The 13,223-nt window shown below is 68.7% G+C and carries 11 protein-coding genes; 4 read left to right on the top strand and 7 right to left on the bottom strand.

What is annotated here, in order from left to right:
• Position 1 precedes the first annotated feature (1 nt).
• From pip to panB, 3 genes are read right to left on the bottom strand one after another with little or no spacing between them, the layout of a single operon-like run.
• The gene (gene pip, locus ACNJ7E_RS40995; protein ID WP_418342504.1) at positions 2 to 967 is read right to left on the bottom strand and encodes a prolyl aminopeptidase; all 966 of its coding nucleotides are present in this window, start codon (positions 965 to 967) and stop codon (positions 2 to 4) included.
• A 7-nt stretch (positions 968 to 974) separates the two neighbouring features.
• A complete protein-coding gene (locus ACNJ7E_RS40990) occupies positions 975 to 1,436 on the bottom strand; it encodes a hypothetical protein (RefSeq protein ID WP_418342503.1) in 462 nt (153 codons plus the stop codon).
• Positions 1,437 to 1,475: 39 nt separating this feature from the next.
• The gene (panB, locus tag ACNJ7E_RS40985; RefSeq protein ID WP_105422819.1) at positions 1,476 to 2,345 is read right to left on the bottom strand and encodes a 3-methyl-2-oxobutanoate hydroxymethyltransferase; all 870 of its coding nucleotides are present in this window, start codon (positions 2,343 to 2,345) and stop codon (positions 1,476 to 1,478) included.
• A gap of 183 nt (positions 2,346 to 2,528) precedes the next feature.
• Here panB and ACNJ7E_RS40980 point away from each other — a divergent pair, with 183 nt between their 5' ends.
• From ACNJ7E_RS40980 to ACNJ7E_RS40965, 4 genes are all read left to right on the top strand, one after another.
• Entirely contained in the window at positions 2,529 to 4,097 is a 1,569-nt protein-coding gene (locus tag ACNJ7E_RS40980) for an alpha/beta hydrolase (protein ID WP_280784828.1), read from the top strand.
• Positions 4,098 to 4,213: 116 nt separating this feature from the next.
• On the top strand, positions 4,214 to 5,554 hold the full coding sequence (gene glnA / locus ACNJ7E_RS40975; protein WP_005247775.1) for a type I glutamate--ammonia ligase: 1,341 nt from the start codon (positions 4,214 to 4,216) through the stop codon (positions 5,552 to 5,554).
• 8 nt (positions 5,555 to 5,562) lie between these two features.
• Positions 5,563 to 8,577: a bifunctional [glutamine synthetase] adenylyltransferase/[glutamine synthetase]-adenylyl-L-tyrosine phosphorylase gene (locus ACNJ7E_RS40970; RefSeq protein WP_283352605.1), complete on the top strand. Its 3,015-nt coding sequence runs from the start codon at positions 5,563 to 5,565 to the stop codon at positions 8,575 to 8,577.
• The gene (locus ACNJ7E_RS40965) at positions 8,574 to 9,539 is read left to right on the top strand and encodes an endonuclease/exonuclease/phosphatase family protein (RefSeq protein ID WP_418342502.1); all 966 of its coding nucleotides are present in this window, start codon (positions 8,574 to 8,576) and stop codon (positions 9,537 to 9,539) included. The genes ACNJ7E_RS40970 and ACNJ7E_RS40965 overlap by 4 nt, the downstream gene beginning before the upstream one ends.
• 3 nt (positions 9,540 to 9,542) lie before the next feature.
• Here ACNJ7E_RS40965 and ACNJ7E_RS40960 read toward each other — a convergent pair whose 3' ends face one another.
• Genes ACNJ7E_RS40960 through ACNJ7E_RS40945 form a run of 4 tightly spaced genes read right to left on the bottom strand, consistent with a single transcriptional unit; the run spans position 9,543 to position 13,165 of the window.
• Positions 9,543 to 10,526 carry a glycine betaine ABC transporter substrate-binding protein gene (locus ACNJ7E_RS40960; protein ID WP_418342501.1) on the bottom strand — a complete coding sequence of 328 codons (984 nt, stop codon included), beginning with the start codon at positions 10,524 to 10,526 and terminating at the stop codon, positions 9,543 to 9,545.
• Positions 10,526 to 11,299 carry an ABC transporter permease gene (locus tag ACNJ7E_RS40955; protein WP_007299549.1) on the bottom strand — a complete coding sequence of 258 codons (774 nt, stop codon included), beginning with the start codon at positions 11,297 to 11,299 and terminating at the stop codon, positions 10,526 to 10,528. The genes ACNJ7E_RS40960 and ACNJ7E_RS40955 overlap by 1 nt, the downstream gene beginning before the upstream one ends.
• On the bottom strand, positions 11,296 to 12,522 hold the full coding sequence (locus ACNJ7E_RS40950) for an ABC transporter ATP-binding protein (protein ID WP_418342500.1): 1,227 nt from the start codon (positions 12,520 to 12,522) through the stop codon (positions 11,296 to 11,298). The genes ACNJ7E_RS40955 and ACNJ7E_RS40950 overlap by 4 nt, the downstream gene beginning before the upstream one ends.
• Positions 12,515 to 13,165, bottom strand: a complete 651-nt coding sequence (locus ACNJ7E_RS40945) for an ABC transporter permease (RefSeq protein ID WP_105422827.1) — start codon at positions 13,163 to 13,165, stop codon at positions 12,515 to 12,517. Before ACNJ7E_RS40945 ends, ACNJ7E_RS40950 begins: the two co-directional genes overlap by 8 nt.
• Between the last annotated feature and the right edge of the window lie 58 nt (positions 13,166 to 13,223).

Genomic DNA, 13,223 nt, shown 5'->3' with positions numbered 1-13,223 from the left:
GTCAGTCGCGGAACCGGTCCGTTGCCTCGACGAGGTGATGCACGATGCCCGGTTCCATCGCGGAGTGTCCCGCGTCGTCGACGATCTCGAGCCGCGAATCCGGCCAGGCCCGGTGCAGCGCCCACGCACTGGTCGCCGGGCACACCACGTCGTAGCGGCCCTGCACGATCACGCCCGGAATGCCGTCCAGTGCGGCGGCGTCCCGGAGAAGCTGACCCTCGTCCAGGAACCCGCGGTTGTGGAAGTAGTGGTTCTCGATGCGGGCGAAGGCCAGCGCGAACCTCGGCTGGGACGTCTCCACCACCCGTTCCGGTTTGGGGAGCAGTGAACTCGTCGCACCCTCCCACGTGGACCACGCGACCGCGGCCCGCGTCGCGACGTCGGGATCGTCGGAGTGCAGGAGCCGGTGGTAGGCCTCGACGAGGTCGCCACCCCGCTCCGATTCCGGCACCGGCGCCAGGAACTCCTCCCACAGTTCGGGGAACAGGTGTCCGGCGCCGCCGTTGTAGTACCAGTCGATCTCGCTGCGGCGCAGCAGGAAGATCCCCCGCAGCACCAGCTCGGTGACCCGGTCGGGATGCTTCTGGGCGTAGGCGAGAGCCAGCGTGGAGCCCCACGACCCGCCGAAGACCTGCCACCGGTCGATGCCGAGATGGGTGCGCAGCAACTCCACATCACCGAGGAGACGGTCGGTGGTGTTGACCGACAGATCCGCCCCATCGGCGACGTGGGGTGTGGAACGACCGCATCCGCGCTGGTCGAGCAGTACGATCCGGTACACCTGCGGGTCGAAGAACTGTCGTTGCGCAGGATCGGTGCCGCCCCCGGGCCCGCCGTGGAGGAACACCACCGGCTTCCCGTCGGGGTTGCCGCTCTGCTCCCAGTACATCTGCTGTCCGTCGCCGACGTCCAGATGCCCGAACTGGTACGGCTCGAGCGGCGGGTACAGGGTGCGCAGCTGGGTCACGTCGGCCTCAGAACCCGATCAGGCCGGACGCCAGATCGGGGATCTCCAGCGCGGTTACCGCCTCCTGCCGGATGCCGGGGCAGGCCGCCGTCGTGATCACGTCGATCCGGCCCCGGTCCTGCAGGAAATCGAGCGCGTTGAGGTTGTTCTGCGCGATCCAGGTGCCGACGAGACCGTTCAACCCGGTCTTGCCGATGGTCGGGGTGTAGGTGCGCCAGCTCTGCAACTGACCTTCGAGGTCGGTGCACAGCTGGGCGGCCTGCGCCTCGGTGACGCCACCCGGCACGAGGGCGGTGCCGGGAACCACCGTGGTGGCCGGTGCCGGGGGCGCGGTGCTTCCGGGGGCGGGTGCGGGGCCGGGGCCGGCGCACCCCGTGACGACCGCCGCGGCCGCCACCGTCCCGGCCGCCATCACGGCCAGGCGGTGACGCCGTCCGGTGCCGTGCACGTGTCGCTGTCCCATGAACATCCCCTCGAGTGTGTGCCGGCCCGGTGAGTCGAGGACGACCTAGAAGCTGTGCTCTTCCGCCGGGAACGTTCCGGCGCGTACCTCGGTCGCGTATGCGGCGGCCGCGTCACGCAACTCGTCACCGACGTTACCGAAGCGCTTGACGAACTTCGCCGTCTTGCCGCTGGTGTAGCCGGCCATGTCCTGCCACACGAGGACCTGGGCGTCACACTCGACGCCCGCTCCGATGCCCACGGTGGGGATGGTGAGCTTGCGGGTGACCTGGCCTGCGATCTCGGCGGGCACCATCTCCATGACGACGGAGAACGCGCCGGCCTCCTGCACGGCGATCGCGTCGGCGACCAACTGCTCGGCGGCGTCACCGCGGCCCTGCACGCGGAAACCGCCGAGCGAGTTCACGCTCTGCGGGGTGAACCCGACGTGGGCCATGACGGGGATGCCTGCCGCGGTGATGGCGGCGATCTGCGGCGCGACGCGCTCGCCGCCCTCGAGCTTGACCGCGTGCGCCAGCCCCTCCTTCATGAACCGGGTCGCGGACGCGAGGGCCTGCTCCGGGGAGCTTTCGTAGCTGCCGAACGGGAGATCCGCCACCACGAGAGCGTGCGGCGCACCGCGGACGACGCCGCGAACGAGGGGGAGGAGTTCGTCGATCGTGACCGGGACGGTGGTCTCGTATCCGTAGACGACGTTGGCGGCCGAATCGCCGACGAGGAGAACGGGAATCCCGGCTTCCTCGAAGATGCGGGCGCTGGAGTAGTCGTAGGCGGTGAGCATCGCCCAGCGTTCACCCTCGGCCTTCATGGCCTGCAGGTGGTGGGTTCGGGTCTTGCGCTTGGGAACGTCGTGCGATGGTGCTGATCCGTAGAGCCGATCTTCTGACGTGCTCGCGGACGACTTGCTATCGGACATCGTTGTCCCTTTCTGGCCTCGAGGCCCTTGACGGGTCCCCGGGTGCGGGTGATGACGCCTACAGTCTGCCACCGGCCCGCGGGGGAGCGAAGGGCTCGCGCGGGTGCGATAGGTCACACCCCCTGACTGTCCTCTGACCTGCGGGAAGGACTGCCGGCGCGGAACCCCTGGCACGATCGTCCTATGTCGAAGAGTGCTCGGGTACCGGCCGCGTTCGCGGGGTGCATCGCCGTCGTCCTTGTCGTCGCAGGCTGTGCGGGAGGCGGTCGGGACGCCGGTGAGGCCGTCGCCGAACCGTCGGCGGCCGCGGCGGCTCCGGCCGGACCGATCCCGGCGGGGCTCGAGGAGTTCTACACGCAGCAGGTGCAGTGGGGTTCGTGCGAGGGGTACAGCACGGACGGGTCTCCACTCGGCGACACTCTCGACTGCGCGAAGGTGACCGTGCCGAACGACTACGCGAACCCCGGGGGCGCCACCGCTCAGATCGCCGTCTCCCGGTCGAAGGCGACCGGCGACAAGGTCGGATCGCTGCTCGTGAACCCCGGTGGCCCGGGGGCGTCGGGGATCGGGCTGGCGTCCGTGGCCGACGGCACCGAGATCGCGGAGCGGTTCGACGTCATCGGTTTCGATCCGCGCGGCGTCGGCGCGTCCACCCCGCAGGTGACCTGCCTGACTCCGCCGGAGGTGGACGCGAGACGCAAGGACGACGACGTCGACATGAGTCCCGCCGGAATCGCACAGACGGAGGCCGAGAACCGCGAGTACGCGGACAAGTGCGCGGAGCGGACCGGTGTCGACGTCCTCGCGCACGTCGGCACGTACGACGTGGTGCGGGACATGGACGTCATCCGGGCGGTGCTCGGTGACGAGAAGCTCAACTACCTCGGCTACTCGTACGGCACCCGGCTCGGCTCGACGTACGCGGAGACGTTCCCGGGCAACGTGCGCGCGATGGTCCTCGACGGTGCCCTCGATCCCGAGCAGGACCCGACGGAGGAAGTGATCCTGCAGGCGGCCGGATTCCAGTCCGCGTTCGACGCGTTCGCCGCGGACTGCATGCAGCAGCCGGACTGCCCGCTGGGCACCGACCCGGCGCAGGCGAACGCGAGGTTCCGGGCGCTCGTCGACCCGCTGATCGACAAGCCGGCCGCGACCACCGACCCGCGCGGACTCAGCTACACCGATGCGATCACCGGCGTCCAGCAGGCCCTGTACTCGCCGAATCTGTGGGGCCCGCTCCGCGGCGGTCTGGAGAGCTTGCAGACGGGGACCGGTGATTCGCTGCTGATGCTGGCCGATCTGTACGAGGGGCGCGCCGACGACGGCACGTACTCGAATCTCAACGACGCCTTCAACTCGATCCGCTGCATGGACGATCCGCCGGTCACCGATCGCGCGGTCGTCGGGGAGGCGGATGTGCGGTACCGCCAGGCGGCGCCATTCCTCGACGACGGCCGGGGCACCGGCAGTGCGCCGCTGGACGTCTGCGCGTTCTGGCCCGCGCCGAACACGGGCGCGCCGCACACGGTGTCGGCGCCCGGGATCCCGCCGGTCGTCGTCGTGTCGACGACCGAGGATCCGGCGACGCCGTACCAGGCGGGCGTGGATCTGGCGAAGCAGATGAACGGCTCGCTCGTCACGTACCGGGGCACTCAGCACACCGTCGTTCTCGACGGCGAGGCGTGCGTCGACGACGCCGTTTCGGACTATCTGGTCGACCTCGCGGCGCCGGCTGCGGACCTGACGTGCTGACCCACGCCTGTGACGGGATCGACCGAGGTGCCCGCACGCTGGCACGATGCGGATTCCGGCAGAGTCGAATCAACGAAGTAACACAGATTTAACGAACTTTGCTTACTCTCGCGGACATGGATCGCCAAAAGGAATTCGTGCTTCGCACCCTCGAAGAGCGCGACATTCGGTTCGTCCGATTGTGGTTCACGGACGTTCTCGGATACCTGAAATCGGTGGCGATCGCCCCCGCGGAACTGGAAGGTGCCTTCGAGGAGGGCATCGGCTTCGACGGATCCGCGATCGAAGGCTTCTCCCGGGTGTCCGAGGCGGACACGGTCGCAAAGCCGGACGCGTCCACGTTCCAGGTGCTGCCGTGGAGTTCGAGCAAGGGGCATCAGCACTCCGCCCGCATGTTCTGCGACATCGCCATGCCCGACGGTTCGCCCTCCTGGGCGGACTCGCGGCACGTGCTGCGCCGTCAACTGAACAAGGCGAGCGATCTGGGCTTCAGCTGCTACGTGCACCCCGAGATCGAGTTCTTCCTCCTCGAGAACGGGCCGATCGACGGCACGCCGCCGAAGCCCGCCGACTCCGGCGGCTACTTCGACCAGGCAGTCCACGACTCCGCTCCCAACTTCCGCCGGCACGCCATCGACGCGCTCGAATCGATGGGCATCTCCGTCGAGTTCAGCCACCACGAAGCGGCCCCCGGCCAGCAGGAGATCGACCTGCGGTACGCGGACGCCCTCTCGATGGCCGACAACGTGATGACGTTTCGCTACGTCGTCAAGGAGGTCGCGATCGCCGAGGGCGTGCGCGCCACGTTCATGCCGAAGCCGTTCAGCGATCAGGCCGGCTCGGCGATGCACACCCACATGAGCCTGTTCGAGGGCGACACCAACGCCTTCCACAACCCGGACGATCCGATGCAGCTGTCGGAGACCGGTAAGGCGTTCATCGCCGGCATCCTCGAGCACGCCAACGAGATCAGCGCCGTCACCAACCAGTGGGTGAACTCCTACAAGCGTCTGATCCACGGTGGCGAGGCCCCGACGGCGGCGTCCTGGGGCCCGTCCAACCGGTCGGCGCTGGTCCGCGTCCCGATGTACACGCCGAACAAGGCGTCGTCGCGTCGCGTCGAGATCCGGAGCCCAGATTCGGCCTGCAACCCGTACCTGACGTTCGCGGTGCTCCTCGCCGCGGGTCTGCGCGGAATCGAGAAGGGCTACGAACTTCCGCCGGAGGCCGAGGACGACGTGTGGGCGTTGACGTCGGCCGAGCGCCGCGCCATGGGCTACCGGGAACTGCCCGGCAACCTCGACGGCGCGCTGCGCGAGATGGAGAAGTCGGAGTTGGTCGCCGAAGCACTCGGCGAGCACGTGTTCGACTTCTTCCTGCGCAACAAGCGTCGCGAGTGGGAGGAGTACCGGAGCCACGTGACGCCGTTCGAACTCAAGACGTATCTGGGGTTGTGAGCAAGAGCATGGTGAAGCCTCCGGCAGCGCGTTCTGCCGTTCCCGGTCCGGGTCGTCTGGGTCTCGTCGAGCCGACCGCTCCTTCCGAACTCCGCGATCTGGGGTGGGTCGGTGAAGACAGCATCGAACTGCTCTGGTCGTTGTCGCGGGCCGCGAACGCCGACCTCGCCCTCCGCACCCTGGTGCGCCTGAAGGACGGGCTCGGCGAGGACTGGGCCGAACTCGATGCGGCGCTCCGTACCGACAAGGGCCTGCGTGGCCGGCTGTTCGGTCTGTTCGGTGCGTCCAGCGCGTTCGGCGACCATCTGGTCGCGGATCCCGCGTCATGGAAGATCCTCGCCGGCGACGTCCGCCTCCCGTCGAAGAGCGAGGCGACCGCCACGATGATGGCCTCGGTCGGGGCCGAACCCGAGGAAGGCACTCACCGGGATGCCAACCTCTACCGGGCGAAGGTCACCGGACCCGATGCCATCGCGGCGCTGCGCAAGACATACCGCGACGAGCTGATGTTGCTCGCCGCCGTCGACCTCGCGGCGACTGTCGAGAACGAACCAGTACTTCCGTACCAGACGGTCGGGCATCAGCTGTCCGATCTGGCGGACGCCGCGCTGAACGCCGCCCTCGCGGTGGCCGTCGCAGCCGTGTGCCCGGACGCCCCCTGTCCCGTGCGGCTGGCCGTCATCGCCATGGGCAAGTGCGGTGCCCGCGAACTCAATTACGTCAGCGACGTGGACGTGGTCTTCGTCGCCGAACCCGCCGACGCCACCGCCAGCCGGATCGCGGGCGAGATGATGCGCATCGGCTCCTCCGCCTTCTTCGACGTGGACGCCGCGCTGCGGCCGGAGGGCAAACGCGGGGAACTCGTCCGCACCCTCGAATCCCACGTCGCGTACTACAAGCGCTGGGCCAAGACCTGGGAGTTCCAGGCGCTGCTCAAGGCCCGCCCGATGATCGGCGACGCCGCGCTCGGACAGCAGTACGTCGACGCCCTCAGCCCGATGGTGTGGACCGCGTCGGAGCGTGAGGACTTCGTTCCCGAGGTGCAGGCGATGCGCCGCCGGGTCGAGGAGATGGTTCCGCCGGAACTCCGCGAACGCGAACTGAAACTGGGACGCGGAAGTCTGCGCGACGTCGAGTTCGCCGTCCAGCTCCTGCAACTCGTGCACGGGCGCGCGGACGAGGCCCTGCACGTCCAGAGCACCATCGACGCGCTGACCGCTCTCGCCGCCCGCGGCTACGTGGGTCGCGACGACGCCGCGAATCTCGCTGCGTCCTACGAGTTCCTGCGGTTGCTCGAGCATCGGCTGCAGTTGCAGAAGCTGCGGCGTACACACACCCTCCCACCCGCCGACGACGAGGAGGCGCTGCGCTGGCTGGCCCGGGCGGCGCACATGCGGCCGGACGGCAGCAAGGACGCGCTCGGCGTTCTCAACGCGGAGATCAAGCGCAACTCGCACCGCGTGCGGCGGCTGCACGCCAAGCTGTTCTACCGGCCGCTGCTCGAATCGGTGGCGCGCATCGACAAGGAGGCGCTGCGGCTGAGCCCGGACGCGGCCATCCGCCAGCTGGCGGCGCTGGGTTACACCGCCCCGGAGAACGCGCTCGGGCACCTCACCGCTCTGACCAGCGGCGCGTCCCGTAAGGGTCGCATCCAGGCGCTGCTGCTGCCGACCCTGCTCGAATCGCTCGCCGACACACCGGATCCCGATGCGGGTCTGCTCGCGTACCGGCGGCTGTCGGACGCGATGACCGATCAGACCTGGTTCCTCCGGCTGCTGCGTGACGAGGCGTCGGTCGCCGAGCGGCTGATGACGGTGCTGGGATCCTCCGCCTACGTTCCCGACCTGCTGATCAAGGCGCCGGACGTGGTGCGCCTGTTCGCGGATTCGCCGGCCGGACCGCGACTGCTCGAGTCGAAGCCGGAGGACGTCGCGCGCGGCATCCTGACGGCGTCGGCACGCCACGACGACCCGGCCCGCGCGATCGCCGCGGCGCGGTCTCTGCGCCGCTACGAGCTGGCGCGTATCGCCTCCGCGGACATCCTCGGCATGCTCGACGTGCAGGGCGTGTGCAAGGCGCTGTCGTCCGTGTGGGCGGCGGTGCTCAATGCCGCCCTGGCGGCGGTGACCAAGGCGAGCGAGAAGGAACTCGGCACGCCCGCTCCCGCGACGTTCACGGTGATCGGCATGGGCCGGCTCGGCGGCGGCGAGCTCGGCTACGGCTCCGACGCGGACGTGCTGTTCGTCTGCGAGCCGCGCGAGGGGATCGACGAGACCGTCGCCGTCAAGTGGGCCAACAGCATCGGCGACAAGGTGCGGGCCCTGCTCGGCGCGCCCAGCACCGATCCGCCGCTCGAGGTCGACACCGGCCTGCGCCCGGAGGGCCGCAGCGGCCCGATGGTGCGCACCCTGGCGTCCTACGAGGCCTACTACGCGCAGTGGGCGCAGGCCTGGGAGATCCAGGCGCTGCTGCGCGCGCATCACGTCGCGGGCGACGCCGATCTGGGGCTGCGCTTCCTGCACATGATCGACAAGACCCGCTACCCGGAGGGCGGGGTGTCGGAGCAGGCGGTCCGCGAGATCCGGCGCATCAAGGCGCGGGTCGACTCCGAGCGGTTGCCGCGCGGCGCCGACCCCGCGACACACACCAAGCTCGGGCGCGGCGGCCTCGCCGACATCGAATGGACCGTGCAGCTGATCCAGCTCCGGCACGCCCACGAGATCGAGTCGCTGCACAACACGTCGACGCTCGAGACGCTCGACGCGATCGGCGCGGCCGAGTTGCTCAGCGAGTCCGACGTCGAATTGCTCCGTGACGCGTGGATCACCGCGACGAAGGCGCGCAACTGCCTCGTGCTCGTCCGCGGCAAGGCCACCGATCAGCTGCCCGGTTCGGGCCGGGTGCTGTCCGCGGTCGCGCAGATCGCCGGCTGGGGTGGCGGCGATGCGGGCGAGTTCCTCGACAACTACCTGCGGGTGACCCGACGGGCCAAGGCTGTGGTGGAGAGAGTCTTCGGGGAGTGATCGCCACCTGGGGGGTGCGGGCACTGACGGCCCTCGGGTGGCTCGCGGTGCTCGTCGGCGTGTTCGGTGTCGTGCTGAGATTCCTCGACGTCCAGAACCAGCGCCTGCTCGTGCTGGCGTCCGCGGCGCCGTACCTGATGGCCGTCGCCGCGGTCGGGGTGCTGCTGCTCGGAATCACCCGGCACTGGATCGGTTTCGGCGTGGCGCTGACGGTGGCCGCGGTGGCCACCCTGTCGCAGGGCCCGCTGTACGTCGCGAACAGTTCGGTGACGGCGTCCGGGCCGGAACTGACGGTGATGCAGGCCAACATCTGGCTCGGCAACGCGGACGCCGACTCCCTCGTCCGGCAGATCCGGGACCGCGACGTCGACGTGCTCACCGTCAACGAACTGACACCGGAGGCCGTCGACCGGTTGGTGGCCGCGGGAATCGAATCGACCCTGCCGTTCTCGTTCCTCGTGCCCGGCAGCGGCGGCGAGGGAACCGGGATCTGGAGCCGGTATCCGCTGACCGACAAGGTTCACCACTCGGAATTCGTCCTGTCCGCGCTGTCGGCGCGGGTGGAACTCCCGGACGGTGCGAGCACGGCACTGTATGCGTTCCATCCGGTTCCGCCGTGGCCGTCGGATCCGTCGCTGTGGTCGCGCGAGATGGACCGCATCAAAGCCGTTCTCGACGCCGTCCCCGCCGACTCGGGACCCGTGATCGTCAGCGGCGACTTCAACTCCACCCGCGACCACGTGAAGTACCGCAACCTCGTGACCGGACGCTACCGCGATGCCGCCGACCAGGTGGGTGCCGGAATCCAGAACACGTATCCCGCCGACCGGCAGCCGTTGCCGCCGATGATCGCGATCGATCACATCGTCACGAGCGGAGCGCAGGCGCAGTCCGTGGAATCGGTGGTGCTGACGGGTTCGGATCATCGCGGCCTGATCGCGAAGATCGACCTCGGCAGCTGACCGTCACGGCAGCGTGACGAATCCCTTCTGCACCAGCCAGTCCCGGGCCACGTCCGCCGGTTCCTCGCCCTCGACGTCGACCCGCCGGTTCAGTTCGGTGATCTCCTCGTTGGTCAGTGCCGCGGAGATCGGGGCCATCACCTCCGCGACCTGCGGATGTGCCTCGGCGAAATCCTTGCGCATGGTGATCGCCGGGTTGTACTTCGGGAAGAACTGGCGATCGTCCTCCAGCAGCACCAGGTCGAGCGCGATGATGCGGCCGTCCGTCGTGAACACCTCGCCGAACTTGCACTGCGTTCCGTCGGCGGTGGCCTGATAGATGATGCCGGTCTGGAGGATCTGGCGGTTCGCGCGGGCGGGGTCGAAGCCGTATTTGGCGGCCATACCCGGGAACCCGTCCTGGCGGACGTTGAATTCGGTTTCGACGCAGGTCGTCGCGGCAGCGGGGTCGCGGTTGACCAGATCTGCGTACTCCGACAGGGTGGTGATCCCGGTTTCCTCCGCGGTCTGCCTGCTCATCGCGAGTGCGTACGTGTTGTTCATCGGGGCCGGGTCGACCCACACCATGCCGTTGCTGTCGAGGTCCTCGTCGCGGACCGCCTCGAACTGCGCGGTCGGGTCCGGGATCGGAATCTCGTTGCCGAGGTAGTTGATCCACCCGGTCCCGGTGTACTCGTAGGTGACGTCGATCTGCCCGTCCAGTTGGGCGTCCCGGGTGCTGTTGGACCCCTGGATGTTGGTGAGGTCTCGCACGTCGGCACCGGCGGCACTGAGCGCGAACTCGATGATGTACCCGAGGGTGACCTGCTCGGTGAAGTCCTTGGAACCGACGGTGATCTTGACACCTTCGAGTCCGGGGACGGGCTGGATGCTGCCCGGTTCCACCGACAGCGGCAGGGCGCCACCGGATTCGAGGCCGCAGGACGCTGCGAGGACTCCGCAGAGTGTCACGGCCGTCGCGGCGATCGCCTTCCGGAGGTGGTTCATCAGCGCAGCCCCTTCGGGCCGAGGAACTCCTCGGCCAGGGCGCCGCACCAGTCGACGAGCAGCGCGAGCGCGACCGCGAGCACGGCTCCCACCACCAGCGTCACGTTGTCGCGCAACTTGTATCCGGTGTCGATGAGGATTCCCAGACCGCCGGCGCTGACGAGGAAACTGAGCGTCGCGGTGCCCACGGCGAGCACGAGCGACGTGCGCAGTCCCGCGAGGATGTACGGGACGGCGAGTGGGAACTCGACCTTCCGCAGGACGAGGCCGGCGGTCATGCCCTGTCCGCGCCCGGCGTCGATGACGGCGGGATCGACCTCCTGCAGACCCAGGATCGTGTTCCGGAGAACGGGCAGGAGAGAGTAGAACGCGATGGGGAGCACCCCGATCCAGAATCCGGTGGTCCCCGTCGCGAGGAAGAGCAGCACCAGGAGTCCGATGGCCGGCGCGGCCTGTCCGATGTTGGCGATTCCGAGGAAGATCGGCGCCAGCTTGGTGAACCCGGGCCGCGTGAGAAGGATCCCCAGCGGGACGGCGATGACGACGACGATCGCGACCACCGCGACCGTGATCAGCACGTGCTGCCACGTCAGGGTCGCGATGTTGGCGGCGTTGAGGCTGCCCTTCTGCGTGGCGGTGAGTTCGCGGTTGAAGGCCCAGGCGAGCACACCCACCACCAGGATCACGACGATGATCGGCTGGACCAGCAAGCGGGCCCGCTCCGACCGCCGGGCGGCCGGTGCGGTGGGTTTCGTGGCGACGGCGGCCGTCATGACGGTGTGCCGCCCTCGCTCGCCCCGTCCCGCTGCGGCTCGCTGGCCTCGTCGTCGTGCGCGTGTTCCTCACGCATCGCGGACAGGTGCGTCACCAGTGTGTCGATCGTGATCAGGCCGCGGTACTCGCCCCGCCGGCCGGTGACGATCGTCGACGCACTGCTCTCCGCGAGGAGCGCCTCGAGGGCGTCCTGCAGCGTCGACTGGGTCGACACCACCTCCTCGATCGGGTCGCCGATGTCGCGCAGCGACGTGGCGTTGGCCAGATGCCGCAACGACACCCAGCGGGTCGGGCGGTCCCGCGCGTCCAGGAGGACGCCCCACTTGATCCTGCGGGACGAGATCGCCGCCCGCAGATCGTCCACCGAGCCGTCCTCGTACGCGGTGGGGCAGTCGAGGAGTTCGACCTCCGCCACCCGGGTGAGCGTCAGCTGCTTCAGGGAGGCGTCCGCGCCGACGAACCCGGCCACCATGTCGTTGGCGGGATGGGCGAGGATCGCCTCCGGAGTGTCGTACTGCATGATGTGCGACTGGTTGCCCAGCACCGCGATCCGATCGCCCAGCTTGACCGCCTCGTTGAAATCGTGCGTCACGAAGACGATCGTCTTGCCGAGATCGGACTGCAGTCGCATCAATTCGTCCTGCAGCAGTCCGCGCGTGATCGGGTCGACCGCGCCGAACGGCTCGTCCATGAGCAGCACCGGGGGATCGGCGGCCAGCGCCCGCGCCACCCCGACGCGCTGCTGCTGACCGCCCGACAACTGCCGGGGGTAGCGCTCGCGGTAGAGGTCGGGTTCGAGTCCGACGAGGTCGAGCATCTCGTCGGTGCGGTCGGCGATCTTCTTCTTGTCCCAGCCGATCAGACCGGGGACCGTGCCCACGTTCTTCGCGATCGTGAGATGCGGGAACAGTCCGGCCTGCTGAATCGAGTAGCCGATGCCGCGCCGCAACTTGTCCGGGTCGATGGACAGGGCGTCCTTGCCGCCGATCGTGATCTTCCCCGACGTCGGTTCGATGAGCCGGTTGATCATGCGCATGGTGGTGGTCTTGCCGCAGCCGGACGGGCCGACGAGGACCACGATCTCGCCGGCGGGGATGCGCATCGACACGTTGTCGACAGCCGCCTTCTCCTGGCCCGGGTAGCTCTTGACGACGTCTTCGAGGACGATGTCCACTCCCGAGACGGTGCTTCCGTTGGTGTGCGGTGTGTCGAGGTCAGTCACGGATCCCCCTGGAGGTGGTGAGTCGGCCGATGACGGCGAGGATGCCGTCGAGTACGAGGGCGAGGATCACGATGAGAACGGTCCCCGTGAGGGCCTGCGGTATCGCTGTCGGGCTGCCGACGCGGGACAGTCCCGAGAAGATGAGGTTGCCGAGCCCGGGACCCTTGGCGTAGGCGGCGATAGCGAGGATGCCCATCAGCATCTGGGTGCTCACCCGCATGCCCGTCAGGATCGACGGCCAGGCGAGCGGGATTTCGATCCTGCTCAGCACCGTCGTGCGGCTCATTCCCACGCCCCGGGCGGCGTCGGTGATCGCGGGGTCGACGGAGGCGAGTCCGAGGATGGTGTTCCGGATGATCGGCAGCAGTGCGTACAGCACGAGAGCGGTGACGGTGGGGGCGACACCGAGTCCGAGGATCGGGATCAGCAGGCCGAGCAGGGCGAACGACGGGATCGTGAGGATCGTGCTCGCGAGTGCGGTGGCGATCGCGGAGCCGGCCGGGCTGCGGTACACGAGGATCCCGATCGCCACCGCGACGATCGTGGCGATCACCACCGACTGCACGACTGCGCTGACGTGCAGGAAGGAATCGGTGAGCAGTTGCTGCTTCCGGGCGGAGACGAAGTCCCACAGTTGCTGCATGTCCAACCGTGAACACCTTTCTCCCAATGTGAAACAGACCTCGGTCCTTCACAGTGCT

The organism is Rhodococcus mengyinensis (assembly GCF_048381435.1).
Taxonomy (GTDB): domain Bacteria; phylum Actinomycetota; class Actinomycetes; order Mycobacteriales; family Mycobacteriaceae; genus Rhodococcus_F; species Rhodococcus_F opacus_D.
This window is presented reverse-complemented; position numbering and strand designations above follow the sequence as displayed.

Coding starts and splice junctions, on each gene's coding strand:
- ACNJ7E_RS40990 (WP_418342503.1), bottom strand. CDS start 1,436: ATGTTCATGGGACAGCGACACGTGCACGGCACCGGACGGCGTCACCGC.
- panB (WP_105422819.1), bottom strand. CDS start 2,345: ATGTCCGATAGCAAGTCGTCCGCGAGCACGTCAGAAGATCGGCTCTAC.
- ACNJ7E_RS40980 (WP_280784828.1), top strand. CDS start 2,529: ATGTCGAAGAGTGCTCGGGTACCGGCCGCGTTCGCGGGGTGCATCGCC.
- glnA (WP_005247775.1), top strand. CDS start 4,214: ATGGATCGCCAAAAGGAATTCGTGCTTCGCACCCTCGAAGAGCGCGAC.
- ACNJ7E_RS40970 (WP_283352605.1), top strand. CDS start 5,563: ATGGTGAAGCCTCCGGCAGCGCGTTCTGCCGTTCCCGGTCCGGGTCGT.
- ACNJ7E_RS40960 (WP_418342501.1), bottom strand. CDS start 10,526: ATGAACCACCTCCGGAAGGCGATCGCCGCGACGGCCGTGACACTCTGC.
- ACNJ7E_RS40955 (WP_007299549.1), bottom strand. CDS start 11,299: ATGACGGCCGCCGTCGCCACGAAACCCACCGCACCGGCCGCCCGGCGG.
- ACNJ7E_RS40945 (WP_105422827.1), bottom strand. CDS start 13,165: ATGCAGCAACTGTGGGACTTCGTCTCCGCCCGGAAGCAGCAACTGCTC.